Here is a 23624-nt window from a genome sequence, read left to right as displayed (position 1 = left end):
GGATCGCACGCGTGCAGTGGAAGGGCGCCCTCGGGCGCCCAGCGCGACTCTGGGGTGCGATGTGGCTGAGCCGGAGTTTGTTTCCCGCGATGGTGGCCCGCTCGAGGTCCTGATCATCACCCAGAGCTCGATGAGCACGCGGCAGCTGCCGGGCTCCGGGAGCGTCGTCCTCGGCAGGGACGAGGACGCCGGCATCTGCGTCCCGGACTCCTCGGTGTCGCGCCGGCACGCGGTGCTGCACCTCGGCCCGCCGCTCCGGATCGAGGACCTCGGCAGCAGCAACGGGACGCGCGTGCGCACCCGGCACAGCAGCGCGGCGACCGAGCGCCTCATCGACGTCGGCAAGGGCGCGCCCGCGCGCGGCGCCGTCGAGCTCGCGCCCGGCGACGTGATCTACCTGGGCGCCGCGCGCGTCATCCTCCGGCAGAGGGACGGCGAGCGGGGCGCGCGCAAGGACGTCATCGTCAAGGACGACGCCATGCGCGCCGTCTACGCGCTGGCCGAGCGCGTCGCGAAGGGCCCCATCAACATCCTGCTCCTCGGCGAGACGGGCGTCGGCAAGGAGGTGCTCGCCGAGTCGATCCACAGGGCGTCGCCGCGCGCGGGCCGGCCGCTCCTGCGCCTCAGCTGCGTCGCGCTCTCCGAGTCGCTGCTCGAGAGCGAGCTGTTCGGCCACGAGCGCGGCGCCTTCACCGGCGCCGTCCGGGCGAAGCCGGGGCTGCTCGAGACGGCCGAGGGGGGCACGGTGTTCCTCGACGAGATCGGCGAGCTGCCGCTCTCGATCCAGGCCAAGCTGCTCCGGGTCATCGAGGAGCGGAAGGTGATGCGGGTCGGCGGCCTGACCCCCACGAAGATCGACGTCCGCTTCATCTCGGCGACGCACCGCAACCTCGAGGCCGAGGTGAGCCGCGGCGCGTTCCGGCAGGACCTGTACTTCCGGCTGAACGGCGTGACCCTCACCCTCCCGCCGCTGCGCGAGCGCCCGGGCGAGGTCGCGGCGCTGGCGCAGCTCTTCGCGGAGCGCACGGCGAAGGAGCTGTTCCCCAGCGAGGCGAGCGCCGCGGCCGTCCCGCTCTCGCCCGCGGCCCTGGCCGCGCTCCAGCGCCACAGCTGGCCAGGCAACATCCGGGAGCTGCGCAACGTGATCGAGCGCGCGGTGATCCTCGCCAACGGGGCGCCCATCGGGCCGGAGCACCTGCTCCTCTCCCCGCTGGCCGATCCCACCCGTCCCTCGCATGAGCCTACCCTTCCGGTGCAACCGTCTCAGGCGCCCGCCCCGGCGGCCGCGTCCCCGAGCTCCCCGCAAGGGGATGCGAGGGGCGTGCCGGACGGCGCGAAGGGCGCGCTCGACGGCGCGGGCTCCGGCCCCACGCGGCTGCGCGATGCCATGGAGGCCCACGAGCGCGAGCGCATCGTCCAGGCGCTCGAGCAGTGCATGGGCAACCAGACGCGCGCCGCGGCGCTGCTCGGGATCTCGCGGCGCACGCTGGTGGAGCGCATCCGCGTGTACGGGCTGCCGCGGCCGCGCAAGGCCTGAGCGTCGCCCGTGCGTTGCGCGAGCCGCCGCGCAAGTTGCGCGAGGGCTCGCTCGACCGCGCGCCCCCGCGCGCAACGCCTCAGGCGGGCGTCTCGCGCCGCGTGAGCGGGGCGAGCTCGATCCCGAGCTCCGTGGCGAACCGGAAGATGCGCTCGTCGCGGTAGAACTCGCCGAAGACGACCCGCGAGATCCCCGCGTTCGCCATCATCTTGAAGCACCCCCAGCACGGCGAGGCCGTGACGTAGACCATCGCGCCGTCGATCCGCACCCCGTTCCGCGCGGCCTGGATGATCGCGTTCGCCTCCGCGTGGATCGTGCGCACGCAGTGGCCGTCCTCGATGAGGTGCCCCTCCTCGTCGCAGTGGGGCAGCCCCCGGATCGAGCCGTTGTACCCGGTCGCGAGGATGCTCTTGTCGCGAACGATCACCGCGCCGACGTGCTTCCGGTCGCAGGTCGCCCGCGACGCGACGACCTCGGCGATGCGCATGAAGTATTCATCCCACGAAGCCCGGTGAGTCATCGCTCGTCTCCACGGCGGGGATCCGCGCCCGCTGCCCCCTCGATGCCGATCGACGCCGAGGCTCCGCGCCCGCTGTCCCCTCCAGAATGTTCAGGGGTCCGCACTCCGGTCCTCGCGCGTCCCCGCGCGAGGGGGCCCGGCGGCGCGCGCTCGCGGCCCTGGCCGAGCCGCGCCGCGCGCCCTGCGGGCGCTTCTATCACGATGTCGGGCGCCGCGGAGCCCCTCCCGGACGGGCGACCGCGCGAGGCGCCTCGACAGCGAGGGCCGCCGCGTGGTAGCGCGCGTGCGTGAGCTCCACTGCGAAACCACGCCGGTCAGATCGCCGCATCCTCGTGCTCGGCTCGGGGGGGCGCGAGCACGCCCTCGCGCGCGCGCTCGCCCGATCGCCCTCGGTCGCCGAGGTCGTCGTGGCGCCCGGGAACGCCGGCACCACGGCGCAAGGCGGCCCCGGCCGCGCCCCGATCCGCCGCGCCGACCTCGCCTCGCTGTCGCCCGACGAGGCGACCCGGCTCGCCGTCCGCGAGCGCGTCGACCTGGTCGTCGTCGGCCCGGAGGCGCCGCTCTGCGCCGGCGTCGCCGACGCGCTCGCCGCCGCGGGCGTCGCCGTGTTCGGGCCGAGCCGCGAGGCGGCGCGCCTCGAGGGGTCGAAGGCGTTCCTCAAGGAGTTCGCCGCCCGCCACGGCATCCCGACCGCGCCGTTCCAGATCGCGCGCTCCTTCGACGAGGCGGCCCGCATCATCCGCGAGCGCGGCGCGCCCATCGTCGTGAAGGCCGACGGGCTCTGCGCCGGCAAGGGCGTCGTCGTCGCGGCGACCGTCGACGAGGCGCTCGCGGCGGCGAGGGACATGCTCGTGGATCGCCGCTTCGGCGACGCCGGCGCGACCGTGATCCTCGAGGACGCGATCGTCGGCGAGGAGGCCAGCGTCCACGCCCTCAGCGACGGGGAGGCGATCTTCGTCCTGCCGGCGGCGCGCGATCACAAGCGCGTCGGCGAGGGCGACACCGGGCCGAACACCGGCGGCATGGGCGCGTTCGCCCCGAGCGCCCGCGTCACCCCCGAGCTCACCGCCCGCGTCGAGCGCGAGATCCTCCGGCCGACGATCGACGGCATGCGGGCGGAGGGGAGGCCCTTCCGCGGGGTGCTGTTCGCGGGCCTGATGATCACGCCCGCGGGGGACCCCATCCTGCTCGAGCACAACGTCCGCTTCGGCGATCCCGAGTGCGAGGCGCTGATGGAGCTCCTCGAGGGCGACGTCGCCGAGCTCTGCGCGTCGGCCGCGGCGGGCGCGCTCGACCCCGGGGCGGCGCGCGTCGCCCCCGGCCGGCACGCGCTCACCGTGGTCCTCGCGGCGCGCGGCTACCCGACGGCGCCCGTGACCGGCGACGTCATCCGCGGCCTCGACGCCGCGGCCGCGGTCGAGGGCGCCTTCGTGAACCACGCGGGCACGGCGGAGCGGGACGGCGCGATCGTGACCGCGGGGGGGCGCGTGCTCGCCGTCACCGCCGCGGGCGACTCGCTCGCGGAGGCGCGGGAGCGCGCGTTCCGCGCCGTGAGCGCGATCGACTTCGACGGCAAGGTGCTCCGCCGCGACATCGGGGTGGACGGAGCGCGCGCCGCCGGGTGAGGCGCGGCCCGCGCGGCGCCGCGCTTGACCCTCGGCCGCCGGTCGTGCCTATCGTTTCACGAGGGCGCGCCACCGCCGCCCAGGCCGTCCGCCGGGTGCGCGCGGCGACGCGGCTTGCCGGGGAGCGCATCGGCCACAGAGAGACGGGGGGCGGCGCTGCGCCGCTCCCGACCCGAGAGCGCGACACCATGGAGCCCATCGTCGATCTTGCCCCGGGCGCGGAGGACAACGCGCTCGCCGCCCACTTCGGCCGGCTCATCCGCGAGCACCTCGGCCGCGACCCGAGGCGCGTGTCCGATTTCCGGACGCTGCGCGGCTCGGTGCTCGTCGTCGCGCAGGACACCGGCACGTCGATGACGATGCGCTTCGATCACGGGCGCCTCACCATCCACGACGGCGCCATCGGCATCCCCTCCGTCACGTTCTGCGGCGACGAGGCGTCGCTGCTCCGGCTCCCGGACATCGCGTTCCACCGCTGGCTGAGCCTCCCGAAGCTCGGCCTCCTGCACCGCCGCCAGAGCGGCCCCCTCCGCGAGCTCGCGCGGCTCGTGGCCAGCGGAGACCTCAAGATCTATGGCCTGCTCGCGCACCCGCGGCTCATCCTCACGCTGCTCCGGGTCCTCTCGAGCCACCCCTGAGGTCCGACCAGGCCGATCGCGCTGGGCCTGCCGGTGTGATGACGGTGTGATACTGTACGACGAAAGCGGACTTCGCCGTCCGCGTCCGACGGGCGTTCTTGTGGGCTTGCAAACCTTTGCAACGCGGCCCAGAAGCTGGCTTTTGACGGCCTGTTGGGCTGTTGGTATGGCTCGATCATGGGCATCCGATTGCGCTACCTCGCCCACGATCTCGAGGTGCCGCTCGGCGAGTTCTTCATCGGACGGAGCGCGGATTGTCAGCTGTCGCTCGACGACCCGCTGGTGTCGCGCAGGCACGCGCTCTTGACCGTCGGCGAGGGCGGCGTCGCGATCGAGGATCTCGGCAGCCGCAACGGCGTGCTCATCAACGGGACCCGGATCACGGGCCGCCAGATCCTGTCGGACGGCGACAAGATCGCGATCGGGGGGCAGGAGATGTTCCTGCTCGGGGCGATCGAGCCGAGCTCGACGCACTCGCCGCGCAGCGCGCCGATCTGGACCCGGCAGCCGAACGCGCGCACGGTCGACATGAGCGAGATGTCCTCGGGCGAGGACGACGGCGCGACGGCGATCGCCTCGCGCAGGTCGCTGCCCGGGCTGATCCCGCAGCACCCCGACAAGCGCGTGCACGCGCTGAGCCTCATCGGCAGCGTCGCCGACAAGGCGCTCGCCCTCGGGCGGGTCGACGAGGCCGAGCGCATCCTCCAGCGCTCGCTCAACGACATCCTCACCAAGGCGCGGGAGGGGGGCGTCGGGGCCGTCCAGCCCGAGCTGGTCGAGAAGGCCAGCACGTACGCCGCCCGCCTCGCCGCCGCCACCGGCCGGGGGTCGTGGATCAACTATATTTTCGAGCTGAACACGCGGCTCGAGCTCCTGCTCCCCGCCTACCTCGTCGATGAGCTGTATAGTGTCCTGCGCAAGGTGAAGGCCGTCGACATGTCCATCCTTCGTGGCTACGCGAAGCGGCTCCGCGAGCGTGCGGGAGAACGTACCCCGGCGGAGCGGTTCATCCTCCAGCGAATCGAAGGGCTCGAGCGCCTCGGCGCACTGAAATAGACCATGCCTTTCCGCCTCCGGTACTTGGCGCACGATTTCGAGCTCCCCGAAGGGCCCTTCGTGATTGGCCGGAGCGGCGACTGCCAGCTCTCGCTCGACGATCCGCTGGTGTCCCGGCGCCACGCCACGCTGCAGGTGCGCAGCGACGGCGTGGCCGTGCTCGATCTCGAGAGCAGGAACGGCGTGTACGTGAACGGCACGCGCATCTCCGGCCAGCGCGAGCTGGTCGACGGCGATCGCATCATCATCGGCAGCCAGGAGATGCTGCTCTACGGCGGCGAGGAGTCGCGGCCCCACGACGCCTACGGGGTCGAGTTCCGGCGCGCGACCGCGACGCTCGGCGCGATGGCGCTGACCGAGATGCGCAAGATGTCGGACGACCCGACGGAGCTCACGAGCCCGACGGGCGACGGCGGCTCCAAGGGCTTCCAGTCGCTGCGCCTGCTCGCGAGCCTCGCCGACAAGGCGCTCGCGATGGGGCGGAGCGAGGAGGCCGAGCGCATCCTGCAGACCGTGCTGATCGACATCCTGAGCCGCGCGCGGACGAACGTGCCGCTGGAGATGCCGGCCGCGGAGCTCGCCGCGCGCTACGCGGCCCGCCTCGCGGGCGCGACGACCAAGGGCACGTGGGTCAACTACGCGTTCGAGCTCTTCACGATCGCGCGCCGCCCGCTGCCCGGCCCCGTGGTCGACGAGCTCTACACCGTGGTCCGCCGCGTGAAGTCGCTCGATATCCAGCCGCTCAGGATCTACCTCGACGACCTGCGCCGGATGGCTCCTTCGTTCGGTCCGACCGAGCGGTTCTTGATGCAGCGGATCGAGGGTCTCGAGCGGCTGGTCGCGGCGAAGTAGCCGCCTCGTCGCCCGGCGCCGCGGTCGCCGGCGCGGCGGCCCGCGGCGACGCGCGCGGGGCGGGCGGCGCGGCGTCGCGAGCGGCTGCGCGCGAGGTCGACCGAAAGGGCGACGGCGTCGACGACGTCGGCGGCGCCGGCGCCCGGGAGGGCTGCGGCGGGGCCGCGGCGGGGGCCGGAGGCTCGTTGCGAGGGCGCGCGCTCGCGCGCCCCTCGGCTTGCTGCCAGCCGAGGTTCCTCGCGGCGGCCTTCGCGATCGCGTCGCGCAGCTCGGGATCCGGGACCTTCCCGAGCTCCCGCCGCACCTCGGACGGGAGCGGCGCCTCCTTCGGCGCGGGGCGGACCTCCTCGCGCCACGGCGGGCGCGCGACCGGCTCCACCTTGCCGACGCGGAACCGGAGCGACTGCACCGCGAGGCCGCGCGCGCGGAGCTGCGCGGTGATCACGTCGCCGAGCATCGAGAGCTCCTGCGCCCACGTCGAGCTCGCCGCGCGCACGTGAAGGACGCCGCGCTCCAGCTTGAGCGGCCGCGCGCGCGCGGCGATCCGGGACCCGACGGCCGCCTCCCAATCGCGGAACGGCATCGGCGCGGTGTCGACCTCCGTCGGCGCCGCCAGCGACGACGCCCGCTGGATCAGCGCGCCCAGCCGCTCGATACCTCCGCTCCGACGCGACATGCGCGCCGAGCGTAGCAGCCCGACGGCGGCTTGCTCCGGCGGACCGCGGCGTTCCGACTCGCCCGACGTCGCGGACGGCCGGCCCCCGCCACGCCCTGGCCCCGCCCCGCCGCCCCGCGACCAGGACAGCCGACGATCGATCGCGGGCGCCTCACCCCGCCGGAACGGCCCGGAGCCGCAAGCACGCTCGCCCGCAGAGGACGAGATCCGCGCAGAGGCGCCTCGTCCAGGGATTCCGCATCGGTACCGAAGGTGGGACTCGAACCCACAAGCCCGTGAGGACAGCGGATTTTGAATCCGCCGCGTTTGCCATTCCGCCACTTCGGCTCAGCGCTCCGAGGAGCGTGCGCTCCGGGAACCGTAGATCACCCGGCGCGATCCTGGCAACGGTCGTCGACCGTCCGATCGCGGTCTGAGAGCGATCGGAGCGCGGCAGAGGCGCGGCGACGCGCGCGGGGGAGCGGCGGGCGAGGCGCGCGGCGGCCGCGGATCGCGGCCGCGCGGCGCGAGATCACACCACGAAATCCAGCATCTGGAGGCGCGTCAGGTAGTCCTGGAGCGCGGCGGCGTACTCGTCGATCAGGAGATCGAGCCTCACCAGCGCGCCGTGATCGTCGATCGCGTCGATGGTCCCGCTCACCGGGATCTCGCGCGTGGGCAGGATGAGCACGCCGCTCCAGTGCGCGCCCTTCGCGGCGTCGCGGAGGCCGGCGAGGCGCAGCCAGCCGTCGGAGAGCTCGACCACGGGGACGAGCGCGCCGCTGTCCAGGCGGACGGAGCTCTTCAGCGTGTGCGCCGGCTCGACCATGTAGTGCGAGCGCCGGTTCTTCTCGATGAGCTCCTCGAGCGTCGCGCAGATGACCTTGCTGAGCGGCGTCTCCTCGCTGTCGAGCACGAGCTCGAGCAGCCGCTTCATCGCCCGCTGCGTGCGGATGAGGTTCGCGCGCACCTCCTCGAGCCGCCGCGCGTCGCGGCGGATCTTGCCGGCCACGACGTTGAGCAGGTTGTTGTAGAACGGGTAGGCGACGTCGCCGTGCCCCTCGAAGAAGTCCTGCAGCTCGGCGACGCCGATGCGCCAGATCTCCGAGGGCTGCGTCGTCACCGCGGTCGTCGTCCGCCGGAAGCCGGTGAGCGCGCCGAGCTCGCCGATCGGCGAGATGGGGCTCAGGCGGAAGCGCGTCTCGCCCCCCTCGAGCAGCGCGACCTCGCCCTGGACCAGGAGGAACAGGTGCGCCGGCGCGCTCCCGGCCTCGAAGAGCACGTGGCCGGACGGGACCTCCTGGCGCTGGAACGCCCTCATCAGCTCGTCGAGGTGGTCCTCCGTGATTCTCTCGAACAGGGGGATCGCGTGCAGGTCGGATGGACGGACCGCCATGGGGTGACACTCCTCTTCAACGTGGGTCGGGCTCCGCGTCCGCCGCGTTGCGAGACACGGATCCATGCGGCGCGCACGAGCTCGGCGTGGACCGCGGGAGGGGCATCCTACTCCAGGTCCCGTCGCGAGGAAGAGGGATGGCCGCCTCGCCGAGCGGCGCGCGCCCACGCGGGAGGCTTGCCCCGCTGGCGGGATCGGGTGGGTGCCGGTAACGTCGCGTGGGTGATGCCGTCCGTTCGTCAAGGGCTCTTCGCCGCGGTGCGCCTCCTGCCGCTGCGGCTCCTCGCGCTCGGCCTCGCCCTCGCCGCCGTCGCGTGCGGCTCCGCGCCCGCGGCGGCGCCGGCCTTCGTGGAGGCGCCGCCGCCGCCGAAGCCGCGCAACGCGGCCGCGATCGCGCAGTCGATCGCCGGGGGGAAGGTCTCGGTGCTCGTCTTCGCCGATCGGACCCGGGGCCACCCGATCATGGCGCGGCTCGCGGCGCTCGATCTGTGGGGCCCCGTGCTCACCGGCACGGGGCTCGATCCGGAGCGGGATCTCGAGCGCGCCTTCATCACCGCGCCGCGCGCGGACGCGGCCCACGAGGCGGTGATCGTCCTCGAGCACAACGTGCCGCCGGAGCGGCTGAAGACGGGGCTCGACACGCTCCTCTCGCGCAGCCAGCCGCCGGGCGCCGAGGAGAGCGGGCTCGGCGTGCCGGCCGTGCGCGTGACCCTCAAGGGGCACACGCGCGTGGTGGCGACCGTGGAGCCGAACTTCCTCGTGGTGCTGCCGGTCTCGCGGGCGCGCGAGGCGCGGCGCTTCATCGGCACGGGCGGCTTCCCCGAGCCGGTCGGCGACGAGGCCGCGCTCGCCGCGGCCATCGATCCGGCGCGGACGCTGCGGGGGCCGCGCGAGGCGCCCCGCGTGCCGCCGACGCTGAGATCGCTCGAGGCCACCGTGACGCTGGCCAAGGACGGCGGCGCCACGGTCGCGCTCGACGGGGCGAGCCAGAGCCCCGAGGACGCCGCCCGCGACGCGGCCTTCCTCAACGCGGAGATCGAGCGCGCGACCTCGTTCCGCATCGCCGTCGTGACGGTCCGGGTCGTCGACCCGGTCGAGTTCTTCGCCGAGGGAGACCGGGTGAAGGCGAACCGGCGCGTGACGCCCGGGGAGATCGACAAGCTCTTCGCCCTGCTCAGCGCCGTGCTGCCGCGCTAGGCTGCCGCCCGATGCGACTCGTCAAGATCGGAATCGCCAACGTCAACGCGACCGTCGGCGCCGTCCGCTCGAACACCGACCGGTGCCTCGCGCTCGCCCGCTCGATGGCGCGCGACGACGTCACCCTGGCGGTCTTCCCGGAGCAGGTGATCGGCGGCTACGCGTCCGAGGACCTCGTGCAGTGGCCCGCGTTCGTCGCGAGCCAGCAGCGCGAGCTCCGCCGCTTCGCCGAGGAGACGGCGTCGCTCCGCACCGTGTTCGTCATCGGGGTGACCGTCGGCGTGGGGGGCGACCTCTTCAACGCCGGCGCGATCGTCCACGCCGGCCAGGTGCTCGCCTTCTCCCCGAAGGAGAAGCTGCCCACGTACAACATTTTCTACGAGGCGCGCACGTTCTCGCGCGGCATGCCGTTCATGGAGCTCGACGCCGACGGCGTGATCTGCGGCGACCGCATCCTCGCCTTCGATTTCGGGACGATCGCCGTCGAGGTGTGCGAGGACATCTGGTCGCCCGACGGGCCGATGCGGCGCCGCTGCTACGCGGGCGCCGAGATCGTCTGCAACATCTCGGCGTCGCCGTTCCGCGCCGGGGTGACGGGCACCCGGCGCGAGATGATCGCGACGCGCGCGGCCGACAACCAGTGCACCATCGCCTACGCGAACCTGGTCGGCGGCAACGACGGGCTCGTCTTCGACGGCGGCGGGTTCATCAACCAGAACGGCCGCCCGATGCTGGAGGCGCCGCGCTTCCGCGAGGGGTACGCCGCGGCCGTTGTCGACCTCGACCGGACGACGCGCTGCCGCCGCGAGGCGAGCACCTGGCGCAGCGACCTCGAGGAGTTCCGCCGCGCCTCCCCGCACATGGTGGAGGTCCTCCGGGCGCCCGGGCAGACCGCGGACCGCTCGCGGCTCGCCTACCCCGCCCCGCCGCCGGGCACGACGCCGTTCCTGCCCTCGGCGGCGCTGCCGGCGATCTCGGCGCGCGACGAGCTGCTCGACGACTTCTACGAGGTGCTCGCGCTCGGCGTCGCCGACTACTACCGCAAGATCGGCGCCTTCAGGGGCATCGGCCTCGCGCTCTCGGGCGGCCGCGACTCGCTCCTCACGCTGCTCGTCGCCTGGCGCGCGGTGCAGCTCCTCCACCCGGGCCTCGAGGGCGAGGCGCTGCGCGCGCAGATGAAGGCGTCGCTCCACGCGTTCTTCATGCCGTCGCGCTACTCCAGCGACGCGACGCACCGGGCCGCCGCGCAGATCGCCGACGATCTCGGCGCCTCGTTCGCGGTGATCCCGATCGAGGACGCGTTCCCCCGGGAGCTCGAGGCCGCCCAGGCGATGGTCGGCGAGGGCCGGCAGCTCACCGAGCTCACGCGGCAGAACGTGCAGGCGCGCATCCGCGGCGGGCGCATGTGGAACTGGGCGAACACGAGCGGCGCGCTGTTCCTGCAGACGGGGAACATGAGCGAGAAGGCGCTCGGCTACACCACGGTGGGCGGCGATCTCGAGGGGGCGTTCAGCGTGATCGCCAACCTCCCGAAGACCGTGGTCATCGCGCTCATCGAGCGCCTCTCGCAGCGCTTCGGCTTCAAGGGGATCCAGCAGACGCTCGCCACGACGGCGGGGCCGGAGCTCGCCGAGAACCAGTCGGGGGAAGCCGAGCTCATGCCGTTCGAGGTGCTCGACGCGTGCCTCTACCTCTACGGCGCCGAGAAGCTCGCCGCCGACGAGCTGGCCGCCGCGCTCCCCAGCCTGTTCCCGGACAAGGACCCCGCCGCGCTCGCGGCGTGGGCCGAGAAGTTCGCGACCCTGTTCTCGAGATCGATCTTCAAGTGGGTGCAGTCGCCGATCGCGATCCACCTCGGCTCGCTCGATCTCGACCGGGAGCGCGCGCTGCAGCTGCCCGTGGTGCAGCGGACCGAGTGGAAGGGCGGCTGAGCCCCGCCCGGGCGCGCCCCGCGGCCGCCCTCGCCGCGCGGGGCGGCCAGCGCGTCAGTTGGGGGCCTTCTCGACCGGCGTCTGCGCCGCCTGCCGGCCGTCCTTCCCGTCCATCGGGGTGAGCTCGAGGATCTCGTGGCCCGGGGGCGCCGGGGGCGGGGCGGGGCGGATCGTGCCGTCGGCGGAGAAGCGCTCGAGCTCCTCGGTCACGCGGCGGAGGTAGCCCTGCTTGATGTGGAACGGCAGGAAGGCGCTCTTGAAGCCGGCCACGATGGTCGACTTGATCTCCTTCAGGCCGAACCCCATCTTCGTGTGGCAGTGCCAGAGCTCGTGCGACACCGTCGTGTCGGTGACGAGCCGGTTGTCGGTGTTGACCGTCACGCGCAGCCCGAGGCTCTGGTAGAGCTTGAGCGGGTGCGAGGCGAGGTCGCGCACGGCGCCGGTCTGCACGTTCGAGGACGGGCAGCACTCGAGCGGGATCCGGTGATCGTTGATGTAGTGGAGCAGGCCCCCGTCCTCGCGCAGGCGGCAGCCGTGGCCGATCCGGTGCGCGCCGCAGACGTGCAGCGCCTGCGCGATCGACTCGGGGCCGTAGGCCTCGCCGGCGTGGATGGTGCAGTTGATGTTGTTCTGGCGCACGAGCTGGAACGCCGCCTTGTGGTGCTTCGCCGGGTGGTCGTACTCGGCGCCGGCGAGGTCGAACCCGACCACGCCGCGGCTCTTGTAGGCCACCGCGAGCTCCGCCATCTCCAGCGACGACTCCGGCGAGATGTTCCGGATGCCGCAGACGATGACGTTGCTCTCGATGCCCAGCGCGTCGCGCGCCGCCCTGAGCCCCGAGAGCACCGCCTCGACGACGCTCGTGAGGCGCAGGCCGAGGCGGGTGTGCAGCATCGGCGAGTAGCGGACCTCCATGTAACGGACGTTCTCGCGCGCGGCGTCCTCGGCGAGCTCGTAGGCGACGCGGTAGAGCGCCTCCTCGGTCTGGAGGACGCGCAGCGTGATGTCGAACGCCTTGAGGTACTCGACGAGCGAGCCGCAGTTCTGGCCCAGGTTCATCACCCGGCGCAGCTCCGACGGCTCGTACGTCGGGAGCTCGACGCGGTTGCTGCGGGCGAGGTCGATGATCGTCTCGAGGCGCAAAGAGCCGTCGAGGTGGACGTGCAGATCGGTCTTGGGTAGTTGCCGGAAGAACTCCAGCGGGAGCTTGCCGGCTAGCTCGGGATGATCACTCATGAGCTATTCTGTCACCCGCCGACCGGCCGCGAAAGGCGGCGGGCGAGCGCAGCGCGGCGCGGCTTACGGTGCCGCCGCCGCCGCCGATGACGGGGGCGGCGCGGACCCGCCCGACGCGCCGCGCGAGCGATCCCGGCTGCCCACGACGACCGCGGCCGCGGAGACGCCGAAGAGGGCGACGAAGAGCAGCGGGAGCGGCAGGCTGAGCGGATCCCCGGCGGCCTCGCGCCGCAGCGCATCGCGGAGGCGATCGGGGTTGTAGCCGACCACGAGCCGCCGCCCGACGTAGGTGGCGGGGAGCCCGCGCGCCTCCATCCGCCCATACAGCGCGACGTCCGCGTCGATCGTGGCCTGGGTCTCCGGCGCGGCGAGGCAGGCCTCGAAGTCGGCGGGGAGCCCGAGCGGCGCGAGGACGGACGCGACGCGGTCGTCCGTGAGCTTGCCGGGCGACGCGCTGTAGAGCAGCGCCGCGGCCTGCTCGCGCTTGTCCGGGGGCGCGCAGACGTACGCCTTCGCCGCGGGGAGCGCGCCGGGGTGGCTGGGCAGCGGCACCATCTTGCGCACGTGGCGCAGCCGGTCGCCGTAGGGCTCCTCCATCTGGCTCAGCTCGGGGTGCAGCCGGCGGCAGAAGGGACACTCGAAGTCGGTGAAGGCGACGACCGTGATCTTGCCGGGCTCCTGCAGCGCCGCGAGCTCCGGCGGGAGCGGCGGGATGACCGGGTAGCTGCCCCAGAGGAACGGCAGGCCGATCGCCGCGACGGCGGCCGCGCCCCACACCGTGGTGCCGGGCAGCCCGCCCTGCGCGGCGCGATCGAACGCCGCGCGCGGCATGCGCCACGCCTGCCAGGCGACGAGCGCGGACGTGACCGCGGCGGCGATGGCCGCGACGTCGACCGCGACGCACCACGCGCAGAACGCGCCGATCGCGAAGGCCTGCAGGCCGAGGAGCACCGTGGCGGCGAGGCCGCCGGCGGCCGAGGCCGCCGCGATCGCGACGTGGTGCCAGCGCTCCCGCGCGAGCAGCGAGGCGGCGAGGAGCGTGCTGAAGGCGGCGAGGCCGAGGTTCGGCAGCGGGACCCCGAGCAGCCGGCTGTACGGCGACACCCGGACGGCGAAGCAGCCCGAGCTGACGCCGCAGAACGCGGGGTCGCCGGCGTTCTGGTACTCGACGACGAGCGCCGCGCTCGCCGCGATGGCGACGAACAGCGCGAGCCGGAAGAGCGTCACGACGAACCGGGCGCGCCCGGCCTGCGCCTCGCCGGTCGAGGTCGCGGGCCCTGCCGCCTGGGTCGCGGGCCCCTCGGGGCCGGCCCGATGCGCCTCCGAGGATTCACGCGCGTCGCGTCTGTCGCGCGCCGGACGCACCGCGAAGACGTTGCCCCTCCCGGCGAGGAAGACGAGGAGCATCAGCGCGAGGAGCAGGGCGATCGAGTTCAGCAGCATCGGTCCGTGGCGGCGCCAGAGGCGTGGGTTCGAGGCATACCGGACCCGGGCGGCGACAGCCAGCGAGAGGAGACTCGTGCTAGTCGAGTTTCATGCGTTCCTCATCTCGCGGAGATTCCCCGACGACCGGCTCCGGCGCGCGCCGCCGGGAGGCCGTGGTCGGCCTGCTGTCGTCATTCAAGCGCGCCCTGCACGCCAACGAGATCGCCGAGCGCCTCGGGGTCGAGCCGAGCCGCTACACGAAGCTGCAGCGGCTGCTCGAGGAGCTGTCGACGGAGGGCAGCATCGTCGCCCTCCCCGGCCAGCGGTTCCGCGTGAGCCGCCAGCAGGTCGAGGCGCGCGGCGCCGAGCACGAGGGGACGCTGACCGTGCACCCGCGCGGCTTCGGGTTCGTGTCGCTCGGCGGGGCGGCCGAGGACGTCTACATCTCGCCCGAGGCGATGGGCGGCGCGCTCCACGGCGACACCGTCGCGGTGCGCATCGCGACGCGCTCGCGGCGCGGCGTGGAGGGGGAGATCGTCCGCGTGGTCAAGCGGCGCCACGCGCGCGTGGCGGGCGTGCTCAGGCGGCGAGGCAGGAGCGCCTGGCTCGAGCCGGACGACGGGCGCGTCCGCGGGCCGATCGTGATCGTGCCGCGCGAGCCGGGCGGGCCGCTCGCGCCGCCCGACGCGGAGGACGGCGCCGCGGCGGTCGTGTCGATCGCCCGCTTCCCGGACCTGCCCGACGAGAACCCGGAGGGCGTGCTCGAGGCCGTGCTCGGGACGCCCGGCGACCCGAACGTGGAGGTCGCCAAGATCCTGCTGCGCGAGGGGATCGAGGAGGAGCACACGAGGGAGGCGATCGCCGAAGCCGAGGCGTTCGGGGGCGAGGTGCCGGCCGAGGCGCTCGAGGGGCGCACCGACCTCACCCACCTGCCGATGCCGACGATCGACCCGGAGGACGCGCGCGACCACGACGACGCGGTCTGGGTGATCCGCGAGGACGACGGCTCGTACCGGGCCTGGATCGCGATCGCCGACGTATCGCACTACGTGCGGCCGGGCAGCGCGCTCGACCAGGCGGCGCTCGGGCGGGGCAACTCGATCTACCTGCCCGATCGCGCGATCCCGATGCTGCCGCGGGCGCTGTCGTCGAACCTCTGCTCCCTCCTGCCGGGCGTGATCCGGCTCTGCCTGTGCGTCGAGGTCGAGCTCGACGCGACCGCGACGGTGCGGCGCGCCCGCGTCATCGAGGGGTACATCCGGTCGATCGCGAAGCTCACCTACCCCGGCGTGGCGCGCGCGCTCGGCTTCACGCCCGATCCGCCGCGCAGCCCGGAGGCCGAGGCGCTCCGGAACGACCTCCAGGTGATGTGGGACCTCGCCCGGCTGCTCCGCGGCCGGCGGATGCGGCGGGGCGCGCTCGACCTCGACCTGCCCGAGGCGAAGGTGGTGCTCGATCCGTCGACGGGCGCGCCCGTCGACGTGCAGAAGCGCAGCCACGACCCCGGGGTGGCGAAGGCCTACCAGCTCATCGAGGAGATGATGCTCCTGGCGAACGAGACCTGCGCGCAGTTCGTGGTCGACCAGGGCATCCCCACCGTGTTCCGGTACCACGCGCCCCCGGACCAGGCGAAGCTCGAGCGCTTCGCGACGATGTGCGGCGAGCTCGGGCTCGCGTTCGACCCGGAGGACGCGGCCGATCCGAAGCGGCTGTCGGCGTTCCTGAAGAAGCTCGACGCGCACCCGCAGAAGCAGGTGCTGCACATGCTCCTGCTCCGCGCCATGAAGCAGGCGGTGTACGACGTGGCCAACGTGGGCCATTTCGGGCTGGCCTCGAGCGCGTACCTGCACTTCACCTCGCCCATCCGGCGGTATCCCGACATCACCGCCCACCGCGCGATCCGCGCGGTGCTGCGCGGCGAGCGCGTCGACCGGAGCGAGGCGGCGCTCGAGCGGCTGCGCGAGGCGGCCATCGTGGCGTCGGAGCGCGAGCGCAAGGCGATGGAGGTGGAGCGCGAGGTGGTCGACCTGCACCGCGCGCTCGTCATGCGCTCCCGGCTCGGGGACACCTTCGAGGGCACCGTGACGGGCATCGTGGGGACGGGCGTTTACGTCAACATCGAGGATCCCTTCGTCGACGTGCTCGTCCGCATGGAGTCGCTCGGCCGGGATGATTACGAGATCGACGACGAGGGGCTGCGCGTCATCGGCCGCCGGTCGGGGGACCGGATCGCGATCGGCGACGCGATGCTCGTGCAGATCGAGGACGTGGCCATCCTCCGGCGCACCATCTACGGCCGGCGGCTCGCCGGAGACGGGATGTCGGACGAGTCGAAGCCGCGCCGGCTGCGGCGCGACGCGACGGACGCACGGACAACTCGTCGTGTCAAGGCCAGCAAGAGCACGAAGCCCGCCAAGGGCCTGAAGGCCGGCAAGGGCGGCAACGGTGGCAAGGGCGGCAAGAGCGCCAAGGGGCGAAAGAAGCAGCGATAGCAGGGCGCCCGAGGGCGCCACGATCCGCCGGCATTCCCGCCGGCCTTTGCCGCTCGGACGCACGAGCGCGCGACACCGATCGAGCCGCGCTCACGCGCGCCGATAAGCGCGCGAAACCTCCTCGAAATCGCTGAGATAGACCCTCGAAACCAACGAGGCCGGCCCGCGCCGCGCGCTGCTCGGTCCGCCCGCGGCGCGCGTCGACGCGAGATCCACAATCGCACCTCCTCCGCGCCTCTTCGCGATCCAGTCGCGATCAAAAGAGGGCGGGCTCCTGCATTTTCCTTGCGTTCAGAAAATCACTATGGTCTCAACTTATTCATTCTAGGAGAGAGGTAACCAATGCCGAAGCCGACGTATCCCGCCTACAACGCTGGTGACTTCCTGGTCGATTACGAGGAGAAGGTCTTCGAAGACGTCAAGGCGAAGCCGGGAGAGAAGGCGCTGGTCACCTTTCACACCGTGGCCTTCGAGGGCTCGATCGGCCTCGTCAACGTGCTGACGGCGATCCGCCTTCAGCGTAAAGGGTTTGAGACATCCATCTTGCTGTACGGGCCGGGCGTCACGCTGGGGCTGCAGCGCGGCTTTCCGAAGCTCGGCAGCGAGGCGTTCTCCGGGCACCTCGCCGTGAACCAGCAGATCGGGCGGTTCATGGAGGAGGGCGGCAAGGTGTACGCGTGTCGGTTCGCGCTGCAGGCGCTCTACGGCCACGGCGAGCACGCGCTGATCCCGGGAATCAAGCCCATCAGCCCGCTCGACGTGCTCGACATCCAGCTGATCCACCGCCGGGAGAACGCGTTCATGGTCCACTCCTGGACGCTCTGACCCGAGCGCCGTCCATGGAGTACAACCGCAAAGTCCGGGCCGCCGCGGTGCAGGCCAGTCCCGTCCTCGGCAGCAGGGACGGGACGACCGAGCGAGTCGTCGCCGCGATCGCCAGGGCCGCGAAGGAGGGCGCCGAGCTCTGCGTCTTCCCCGAGGCGTTCGTCCCGTATTACCCCTACTTCTCCTTCGTGCTCCCGCCGCCCGCCATGGGCAAGGAGCACATGCGCCTTTACGACGAGGCGGTCACCGTCCCCGGCCCGGTGACGCGGACCGTGGCCGCCGCCGCGCGCGCGCACGGGGTGGTCGTGGTGCTCGGCGTGAACGAGCGCGATCACGGCACGCTGTACAACGCGCAGCTCGTCTTCGACAGGGACGGCGCCCTCGTGCTCCACCGGCGCAAGATCACGCCGACCTACCATGAGCGGATGATCTGGGGGCAAGGCGACGGCTCGGGCCTCAGGACCGTGGACACCGCGGTCGGGAGGCTCGGCGCGCTCGCGTGCTGGGAGCACTACAACCCGCTCGCGCGGTTCGCGCTCATCGCGCAGCACGAGCAGATCCATTGCAGCCAGTTCCCCGGCTCCCTGGTCGGGCCGATCTTCGCCGAGCAGATGGAGGTGACCATCCGGCACCACGCGCTGGAGTCGGGGTGCTTCGTGGTGAACGCCACGGCCTTCCTGACGCCGGAGCAGGTCCGGGAGGTCGCGCCGAACGAGCAAATCCAGGGCGTGCTGCGCGGCGGGTGCATGACGGCGATCGTGACGCCGGAGGGCGCGCACGCGTGCCCGCCGGTGACCGACGGCGAGGGGATGGCCGTCGCGGACCTCGACTTCGCCCTGATCACGAAGCGAAAACGGATGATGGATGCGGCGGGGCACTACGCCCGGCCCGACTTGCTGCGGCTTTGGATGGACACGGCAGAGCGACCGATGGTGCTCGGCGCAGGCAGCCCCAAGGCCTCCTCCCTCGATCCTGCGGCGGTGGACCATGGATACCCAGACGCTGATCACCGAGCTCCAGTCGTTCGGCCTGAGGCTGGCTGAGGCCCCCGAGGGCGCCGCGGGCGCCGCGGCGCCGGGCGAGCCCGCGTCGCCCACGTCGCCCGCGTCGGAAGGCGGCGAGGGCCGCCGCGCGGCGTGGACCTCGCGCCGCGGCGGGGCGGGGCCGACCCAGCACGTGGCGGCCACGCTCCGCGGCGCCACGGTGATGATCCCGATCCACACCGACCAGGCCGCGGCGTCGCCGTTCGTGGCGCGGATCGGGCGCGACGGCGCGGGGACCGTCGAGCGCGACGGCAGGGCGCTCGCGCCGATCGCCCTCGTGAAGGCGCCGCGCTTCTACGCCCTCTCGACCAGGGACGGCATCCCCTACCCCAAGATCGCGCTCCTGCACGGGGCGGACGTCCTCGCCTCGACGGTGCTCCAGACGTGCATCCGGTACTCGGAGCGCGACAAGGCGTGCACGTTCTGCGCGATCGGGCAGTCGCTCGCGGCCGGGCGCACCACCGCGAAGAAGACGCCGGAGCAGCTCGGCGAGGTCGCCGAGGCGGCGGCGCGGCTCGACGGGGTGCGGCACGTGACGCTCACCACGGGCACGCCGCGGTCGCCCGACCGCGGGGCGGCGCACCTCGCCGACTGCGCGCGCGGCATCAAGGCGCGCGTCGACCTGCCGGTGCAGGCGCAGTGCGAGCCGCCCGACGATTTCGCCTGGTTCGAGCGGATGCGCGCGGCCGGCGTCGACAGCCTGGGCATGCACCTCGAGGCGGTCGAGGACGAGGTGCGCGCGGCCGCGATGCCGGGCAAGGCCGAGGTGAGCGTGGCCCGGTACTTCGAGGCGTTCGAGGCGGCCGTGCGCGTGTTCGGCCGCGGCCAGGTGTCGACCTACCTCATCGCGGGGCTCGGCGACTCGCTGGCGTCGCTGCTCGACGCGAGCGAGCGGCTCATCGCGATGGGGGTCTATCCGTTCCTCGTCCCGCTCGTGCCCATCCCGGGGACGCCCGCGGCCGATCGCGCGCCGCCCTCGGGGGATTTCATGCGGGCGCTCTACGCGCACATCGGCCCGCTGCTCGCGCGGGCGGGGCTGCGATCGAACGACGTGAAGGCGGGCTGCGCCCGCTGCGGCGCCTGCTCGGGGCTCTCGGGCTTCGAGGCGGAGGGCCAGGCCGCGGCGCCGCCGGACGCGGCGCCGCCGGACGCGGGCGCGGCATGGACATCAACCTCGGAGAGCTCCGATGACGCCTCAGTACAGCTTCGAGCTTGTGCAGACGCGGGACACGTATCTCGCGTACCTCCGCTTGCGCCGGGCCACCTTCTGCGACGAGCAAGGGCTGTTTAAGACGACCGACGAGGACGACTGGGACGCCTCGGCGTTCCCCATCGCCGCCGTGCTGCGCGGGGCGCCGGGGGGCGAGGCGGTCGTCGGCACGGTGCGCATCTACGAGGCGGAGCCCGGCCTCTGGTACGGCGGCCGGCTCGCCGTCGAGCGCGCCCACCGCAAGCAGGGCGTGGTCGGCCGCGGCCTCGTCCACAAGGCGGTCACCTCCGCCCACGGCTGGGGGTGCCAGAGGTTCCTCGCGCTCGTGCAGGCGGCCAACGTGCCGTTCTTCGAGAGCATCCACTGGCGCTCCCTCGAGGAGCGGTCGTTCCGCGATCGCCCGCACCACCTGATGGAGGCCGACCTCGCGAGCTACCCGCCGGGCGACGAGCCCCGCCCGCCGCCCGGGCAGAGGTTCCGCTGATGCTCGCCGGCATCGCGGCCGAGCTGCGGGGCGCGCTCGGCATCCTCGCGAAGCGGGACGTGCAGATCCCGGCGCGGTACCTGTCCGGCAAGCCGGGCGCGGGTGGCGCAGGCGACGCGGCCGGCGCGGGCGACGCGGCCGGCGCGGTCCATCGGCCCGCCGCGCTCGGCGACGACTGCGCGGCCATCCCCGACGGCGACGGCTACCTGCTCCTCGCCGCCGAGGGGATCTGGCCGACGTTCCTCGAAGGAGACCCGCGGTTCGCGGGCTACAGCGCCGTGATGGTCAACGTCAGCGACATCTACGCGATGGGCGGCCGCCCCATCGCCGTGGTCGACGTCGTCTGGGGGACCTCGGCCGGCGCGCTGGAGCCGGTCTGGGAGGGCATGGTCGCCGCGTCGCGCGCCTACGGGGTGCCGATCGTCGGAGGTCATACGAGCGCGCGCAGCCCCTACAACGCCCTCGCCGTGGCCATCGCGGGGCGGGCGCGGCGGCTCATCACGAGCTTCGCGGCGCGCCCCGGCGACGTGCTCGTCGCGGCGATCGACCTGCGCGGCAGGATGCACGCGGAGCACCCCTTCTGGGACGCCTCGACGGGCACCGACCCGGCGCGGCTCCGCGGCGATCTCGAGGTCCTGCCCGCCCTCGCCGAGGCGGGCCTGTGCGACGCGGGCAAGGACATCAGCATGGGCGGCGTCGCGGGGACGCTGCTGATGCTCCTGGAGACGTCCGGCGTCGGCGCGGTGCTCGACGTCGCGGCCGTCCCGCGGCCGTGCGACGCGCGCGATCTCTCGATCGCGCGCTGGCTGCTCGCGTTCCCGAGCTACGGCTTTTTGCTCAGCGTGCGCCCCGACGCCGCCGGCGCGGTCCTCGCGGCCTTCGCCCGGCGCGGCATCGCGAGCGCCGCGGTCGGCGCCGTCGACGGCTCGCGGCGGCTCACGCTGGAGGCCGCCGGCGAGCGGCAGACGCTCTGGGACCTGTCGGCCGAGCCGCTCACCGGCTTCGCGGGCGAGGGCGCGCGATGAGCGCCGGCGCCGCGCCCGGCGCGCCGCTCTCGGTCGCGCTGCTCACCTACTCGACAAAGCCGCGCGGCGGCGTCGTGCACACGGTGGAGCTCGCGGAGGCGCTCCACGACCTCGGCGTGGACGTCTGCATCTACGCGCTGAACAAGGACCAGGGCGGCTTCTACCGGCCGCCGCGCTGCCCCGCCGTCCTCGTGCCCGCCGCGCCCCCGCCGGAGGGGATCGACGCGGTCGTGCGGCAGCGCATCGCGGAGCTCGAGGCCGGGTTGCGCCGCCTCGGGGCGCGGCACGACATCTGGCACTCCCAGGACTGCATCAGCGCGAACGCGCTCGCCGCGCTGCGCGCCGAGGGGCGCGTGCCCCACTTCCTCCGGACCGTGCACCACCTCGACGACTACGACAGCCCCTACCTGCGCGCCTGCCAGGAGCGCTCGGTGCGCGAGGCGGACGCGTGCCTCGTCGTCAGCGAGGCGTGGCGGAGGACGCTCCGGGCCGATCTCGGCGTCGACGCGGCGATCGTCCCGAACGGCGTGAGCCTGCGGCGGTACTCGCCGGCGCCGGACGCGCGCGACGCGGAGCTCCGGGCGCGGCTCGACGCGACCGGGTCGCCGCTCTACGTGACCGTGGGCGGCGTCGAGCCGCGCAAGAACTCGATCGGTCTGCTCAAGGCGTTCCTGTCGGTCCGGAGGCGGCTGCCCGGAGCCCAGCTGATCATCGCGGGCGGAGAGACGCTGTTCGATTACGCGCCGTACCAGCGCGAGTTCGAGGCGATCGCGCGGGAACACGGCGTCTTTCCCGCGCCCGCGGGCGCGCCTGCGGCGGGGGCGCGGGCCGCGGGCGCGCCGCCGCCGCTCGTCCTCGCGGGCGTGCTCCCCGACGCGCTGATCCCGCCGCTCTACCGCCTCGCCGACGCGTTCGTATTCCCGTCCGTCCGCGAGGGATTCGGGCTCGTCCTGCTCGAGGCGATGGCGTCGGGCGCGCCGGTGGTGAGCTCTGCTCAACCTCCCTTCACCGAGTTCCTCCGAGACGGGGAGAGCGCGCTGCTCGTCGATCCCTCGAGAACAGAGGATCTCGCGGCCGCGATGGAGGCTATCCTGGAGGGAGGCGTGAGGCGGCGCCTGCGCGCGGCGGCGATCGAGGCCGCGGCGCGGTACACGTGGGAGCGCTCGGCGCGCATCGCGGCCGGCGTCTACCGCGAGTTCCTCGGATCCCGCCATAACTAGGACGAGCGACGTATGCCGGAGATGCGCTTCGTGATCGAGTGGCCGAGCGGCGAGCAGCAGGTCTGTTATTCTCCGTCGCTCGTCGTGAAAGAACACCTCGACGTCGGGGAGAGCTACTCCATCGACGATTTCGTGTCGCGTTGCCGGAAGGCGCTCGAGATCGCGAGCGAGCGGGTCTTCAAGAAGTACGGGTTCCCCTGCAGCCTGGCGCGGGCGGAGGCGGCGCGCATCGCGAGCGCGGCCGCGCGATTCCACGGCCAGAGCGGGGCCAAGGTCCGGGTCCTCAAGTTCGTCGAGTGACGGAAGGAGCACGGTATGGTGTCGAAGTCGAAGATGGAGCGCCTCCTCAGCGAGCGCCAGTTCCTCGTGTCCGCCGAGCTGACGCCCCCGCGGCACTACGACCTGGAGAAGCTCTTGAAGCACGCCCGAAACATGGCCGGGTGTGTCGACGTGGTGCAGATCAACGATCACCTGCTCTCCCAGGCGCGCTGCGCCAACATGGCAGTCGGCCATTTCGTCAAGCAGGAGGGGCTCGAGCCGGTGCTCCAGTTCTCGCTCCGCCACAAGAACAGGATCGCCCTCCAGGGCGACCTGCTCGGGATGGCGGCGCTCGGGCTCTCGAACATCATCATCCTGGGCGGCTATCCGTGCGCCATCGGCTCGGATCCCGAGGCCAAGGAGGTGAGCGACGTCGACAGCTACGCGGCGATCGAGCTGACCCGCCGGATGACGCGCGAGGGGAGGCTCTACAATGGAGACGTCATTTCGCCGGCGCCCTACTTCCACGTCGGGACCATCGATTTCCCGTGCGGGGAGCAGGCGATCGCCGGGGCGATGGACCGGCTCAGCGCGAAGATCGACGCGGGCGCGAGCTTCATCCAGGTGCAGGCGGTGTTCGAGCTCGCGCCGATGCGCCGCTGGATGGCCGCGGTGGTCGAGCGCGGGCTCCACGAGCGCGCCCACTTCATCGCGGCGATCTTCCCGTTCGCCGGCGTGGACCGGCTGAGCTTCTTGCAGAAGGTGCCGGGCCTCGTGGTGCCGGAGCACCTGATCGAGCGCGTCCGCCAGAGCGGCGACGCCGAGGGCGAGAGCTACCGGATCACGCTGGAGCTCATCCGCGGGCTCCGCGACGTCCCCGGGCTCTCGGGCATCCACATGCGCTCCATCGGCGCGGAGGACTGGGTGCCCCGGCTGGTCGAGGAGGCGGGGCTCCGCCGCGCGGCGTGAGCCGGCGGGCGGCGTGAGCCCCTCCGGCCG

Annotated in this window: 21 protein-coding genes and 1 tRNA gene; 16 read left to right on the top strand and 6 right to left on the bottom strand. The window is 73.2% G+C overall.

Translation table 11 applies throughout. The features are described from left to right. The first annotated feature begins 130 nt into the window (after positions 1–130). Complete coding sequence (locus WMF33_RS48730; RefSeq protein ID WP_437334969.1) at positions 131–1537, top strand: sigma 54-interacting transcriptional regulator; 1407 nt, start codon at positions 131–133, stop codon at positions 1535–1537. Between the two features lie 79 nt (positions 1538–1616). Here WMF33_RS48730 and WMF33_RS48725 read toward each other — a convergent pair whose 3' ends face one another. Continuing rightward, positions 1617–2057 (bottom strand): deoxycytidylate deaminase, encoded by a 441-nt coding sequence (locus tag WMF33_RS48725; RefSeq protein WP_044987198.1) that lies wholly within the window; start codon positions 2055–2057, stop codon positions 1617–1619. Positions 2058–2344: 287 nt separating this feature from the next. On the opposite strand from WMF33_RS48725, the gene purD reads away from it, so the two are divergent. The 4 genes from purD (at position 2345) to WMF33_RS48705 (ending at position 6228) form a co-directional block, all read left to right on the top strand. Continuing rightward, positions 2345–3682: a phosphoribosylamine--glycine ligase gene (purD, locus tag WMF33_RS48720; protein ID WP_437334968.1), complete on the top strand. Its 1338-nt coding sequence runs from the start codon at positions 2345–2347 to the stop codon at positions 3680–3682. A 188-nt stretch (positions 3683–3870) separates the two neighbouring features. Further along, a complete protein-coding gene (locus WMF33_RS48715; RefSeq protein WP_437334967.1) occupies positions 3871–4320 on the top strand; it encodes a hypothetical protein in 450 nt (149 codons plus the stop codon). Between the two features lie 177 nt (positions 4321–4497). Continuing rightward, positions 4498–5376 carry an FHA domain-containing protein gene (locus WMF33_RS48710; RefSeq protein WP_437334966.1) on the top strand — a complete coding sequence of 293 codons (879 nt, stop codon included), beginning with the start codon at positions 4498–4500 and terminating at the stop codon, positions 5374–5376. 3 nt (positions 5377–5379) lie between these two features. Then, complete coding sequence (locus WMF33_RS48705; protein WP_061626907.1) at positions 5380–6228, top strand: FHA domain-containing protein; 849 nt, start codon at positions 5380–5382, stop codon at positions 6226–6228. Here the strand turns inward: WMF33_RS48705 and WMF33_RS48700 are convergent. From WMF33_RS48700 to WMF33_RS48690, 3 genes are all read right to left on the bottom strand, one after another. Continuing rightward, positions 6119–6904 (bottom strand): DUF721 domain-containing protein, encoded by a 786-nt coding sequence (locus tag WMF33_RS48700; protein WP_437334965.1) that lies wholly within the window; start codon positions 6902–6904, stop codon positions 6119–6121. The two genes, WMF33_RS48705 and WMF33_RS48700, sit on opposite strands and share 110 nt — an antisense overlap. Positions 6905–7148: 244 nt before the next feature. After that, positions 7149–7231 (bottom strand) — tRNA-Leu (locus tag WMF33_RS48695). A 184-nt stretch (positions 7232–7415) separates the two neighbouring features. After that, entirely contained in the window at positions 7416–8279 is an 864-nt protein-coding gene (locus WMF33_RS48690) for a Crp/Fnr family transcriptional regulator (protein WP_437334964.1), read from the bottom strand. 225 nt (positions 8280–8504) lie between these two features. On the opposite strand from WMF33_RS48690, the gene WMF33_RS48685 reads away from it, so the two are divergent. Together WMF33_RS48685 and nadE are read left to right on the top strand one after the other, a co-directional pair. After that, positions 8505–9476, top strand: coding sequence for a hypothetical protein (locus WMF33_RS48685; protein WP_437334963.1), 972 nt, complete (start codon positions 8505–8507; stop codon positions 9474–9476). 11 nt (positions 9477–9487) lie between these two features. Continuing rightward, entirely contained in the window at positions 9488–11407 is a 1920-nt protein-coding gene (nadE, locus tag WMF33_RS48680) for an NAD(+) synthase (RefSeq protein ID WP_437334962.1), read from the top strand. Between the two features lie 54 nt (positions 11408–11461). On the opposite strand, the gene add is transcribed toward nadE, so the two are convergent. Both add and WMF33_RS48670 read right to left on the bottom strand, forming a co-directional pair. Further along, entirely contained in the window at positions 11462–12643 is a 1182-nt protein-coding gene (gene add / locus WMF33_RS48675) for an adenosine deaminase (protein ID WP_437334961.1), read from the bottom strand. 63 nt (positions 12644–12706) lie between these two features. Next, entirely contained in the window at positions 12707–14086 is a 1380-nt protein-coding gene (locus WMF33_RS48670; protein WP_437334960.1) for a vitamin K epoxide reductase family protein, read from the bottom strand. A gap of 92 nt (positions 14087–14178) precedes the next feature. Between WMF33_RS48670 and rnr the strand changes: the two genes are divergently transcribed. The 9 genes from rnr (at position 14179) to WMF33_RS48625 (ending at position 23594) form a co-directional block, all read left to right on the top strand. Next, a complete protein-coding gene (gene rnr / locus WMF33_RS48665) occupies positions 14179–16560 on the top strand; it encodes a ribonuclease R (protein ID WP_437334959.1) in 2382 nt (793 codons plus the stop codon). Positions 16561–16902: 342 nt separating this feature from the next. Next, positions 16903–17385, top strand: coding sequence for an MSMEG_0572/Sll0783 family nitrogen starvation response protein (locus WMF33_RS48660; protein WP_020742060.1), 483 nt, complete (start codon positions 16903–16905; stop codon positions 17383–17385). A 14-nt stretch (positions 17386–17399) separates the two neighbouring features. After that, complete coding sequence (locus WMF33_RS48655; protein WP_437334958.1) at positions 17400–18428, top strand: Nit6803 family nitrilase; 1029 nt, start codon at positions 17400–17402, stop codon at positions 18426–18428. Further along, positions 18373–19719 (top strand): MSMEG_0568 family radical SAM protein, encoded by a 1347-nt coding sequence (locus WMF33_RS48650; RefSeq protein WP_437334957.1) that lies wholly within the window; start codon positions 18373–18375, stop codon positions 19717–19719. The genes WMF33_RS48655 and WMF33_RS48650 overlap by 56 nt, the downstream gene beginning before the upstream one ends. Beyond that, a complete protein-coding gene (locus WMF33_RS48645) occupies positions 19616–20122 on the top strand; it encodes an MSMEG_0567/Sll0786 family nitrogen starvation N-acetyltransferase (RefSeq protein ID WP_437334956.1) in 507 nt (168 codons plus the stop codon). Before WMF33_RS48650 ends, WMF33_RS48645 begins: the two co-directional genes overlap by 104 nt. Next, positions 20122–21147 carry a sll0787 family AIR synthase-like protein gene (locus tag WMF33_RS48640; RefSeq protein ID WP_437334955.1) on the top strand — a complete coding sequence of 342 codons (1026 nt, stop codon included), beginning with the start codon at positions 20122–20124 and terminating at the stop codon, positions 21145–21147. Before WMF33_RS48645 ends, WMF33_RS48640 begins: the two co-directional genes overlap by 1 nt. Next, complete coding sequence (locus tag WMF33_RS48635; RefSeq protein ID WP_437334954.1) at positions 21144–22367, top strand: MSMEG_0565 family glycosyltransferase; 1224 nt, start codon at positions 21144–21146, stop codon at positions 22365–22367. Before WMF33_RS48640 ends, WMF33_RS48635 begins: the two co-directional genes overlap by 4 nt. A gap of 12 nt (positions 22368–22379) precedes the next feature. After that, positions 22380–22667 (top strand): MSMEG_0570 family nitrogen starvation response protein, encoded by a 288-nt coding sequence (locus WMF33_RS48630; protein WP_437334953.1) that lies wholly within the window; start codon positions 22380–22382, stop codon positions 22665–22667. Between the two features lie 15 nt (positions 22668–22682). Then, entirely contained in the window at positions 22683–23594 is a 912-nt protein-coding gene (locus tag WMF33_RS48625) for a methylenetetrahydrofolate reductase (protein ID WP_437334952.1), read from the top strand. Positions 23595–23624: the final 30 nt, after the last annotated feature.

This window comes from Sorangium sp. So ce394 (assembly GCF_051474665.1).
Classification (GTDB): Bacteria; Myxococcota_A; Polyangia; order Polyangiales; family Polyangiaceae; genus Sorangium; species Sorangium cellulosum_D.
Note: the sequence above shows the minus strand (reverse complement) of the source record. Positions and strands in the feature narration are given on the sequence as shown.

Bases quoted from the DNA above. Each gene is read 5' to 3' on its own strand.
- WMF33_RS48730 (WP_437334969.1), top strand. From the start codon at position 131: ATGAGCACGCGGCAGCTGCCGGGCTCCGGGAGCGTCGTCCTCGGCAGG.
- WMF33_RS48725 (WP_044987198.1), bottom strand. From the start codon at position 2,057: ATGACTCACCGGGCTTCGTGGGATGAATACTTCATGCGCATCGCCGAG.
- WMF33_RS48715 (WP_437334967.1), top strand. From the start codon at position 3,871: ATGGAGCCCATCGTCGATCTTGCCCCGGGCGCGGAGGACAACGCGCTC.
- WMF33_RS48710 (WP_437334966.1), top strand. From the start codon at position 4,498: ATGGGCATCCGATTGCGCTACCTCGCCCACGATCTCGAGGTGCCGCTC.
- WMF33_RS48705 (WP_061626907.1), top strand. From the start codon at position 5,380: ATGCCTTTCCGCCTCCGGTACTTGGCGCACGATTTCGAGCTCCCCGAA.
- WMF33_RS48700 (WP_437334965.1), bottom strand. From the start codon at position 6,904: ATGTCGCGTCGGAGCGGAGGTATCGAGCGGCTGGGCGCGCTGATCCAG.
- WMF33_RS48690 (WP_437334964.1), bottom strand. From the start codon at position 8,279: ATGGCGGTCCGTCCATCCGACCTGCACGCGATCCCCCTGTTCGAGAGA.
- WMF33_RS48685 (WP_437334963.1), top strand. From the start codon at position 8,505: ATGCCGTCCGTTCGTCAAGGGCTCTTCGCCGCGGTGCGCCTCCTGCCG.
- nadE (WP_437334962.1), top strand. From the start codon at position 9,488: ATGCGACTCGTCAAGATCGGAATCGCCAACGTCAACGCGACCGTCGGC.
- add (WP_437334961.1), bottom strand. From the start codon at position 12,643: ATGAGTGATCATCCCGAGCTAGCCGGCAAGCTCCCGCTGGAGTTCTTC.
- WMF33_RS48670 (WP_437334960.1), bottom strand. From the start codon at position 14,086: ATGCTGCTGAACTCGATCGCCCTGCTCCTCGCGCTGATGCTCCTCGTC.
- rnr (WP_437334959.1), top strand. From the start codon at position 14,179: ATGCGTTCCTCATCTCGCGGAGATTCCCCGACGACCGGCTCCGGCGCG.
- WMF33_RS48660 (WP_020742060.1), top strand. From the start codon at position 16,903: ATGCCGAAGCCGACGTATCCCGCCTACAACGCTGGTGACTTCCTGGTC.
- WMF33_RS48655 (WP_437334958.1), top strand. From the start codon at position 17,400: ATGGAGTACAACCGCAAAGTCCGGGCCGCCGCGGTGCAGGCCAGTCCC.
- WMF33_RS48650 (WP_437334957.1), top strand. From the start codon at position 18,373: ATGGATACCCAGACGCTGATCACCGAGCTCCAGTCGTTCGGCCTGAGG.
- WMF33_RS48645 (WP_437334956.1), top strand. From the start codon at position 19,616: ATGACGCCTCAGTACAGCTTCGAGCTTGTGCAGACGCGGGACACGTAT.
- WMF33_RS48640 (WP_437334955.1), top strand. From the start codon at position 20,122: ATGCTCGCCGGCATCGCGGCCGAGCTGCGGGGCGCGCTCGGCATCCTC.
- WMF33_RS48635 (WP_437334954.1), top strand. From the start codon at position 21,144: ATGAGCGCCGGCGCCGCGCCCGGCGCGCCGCTCTCGGTCGCGCTGCTC.
- WMF33_RS48630 (WP_437334953.1), top strand. From the start codon at position 22,380: ATGCCGGAGATGCGCTTCGTGATCGAGTGGCCGAGCGGCGAGCAGCAG.
- WMF33_RS48625 (WP_437334952.1), top strand. From the start codon at position 22,683: ATGGTGTCGAAGTCGAAGATGGAGCGCCTCCTCAGCGAGCGCCAGTTC.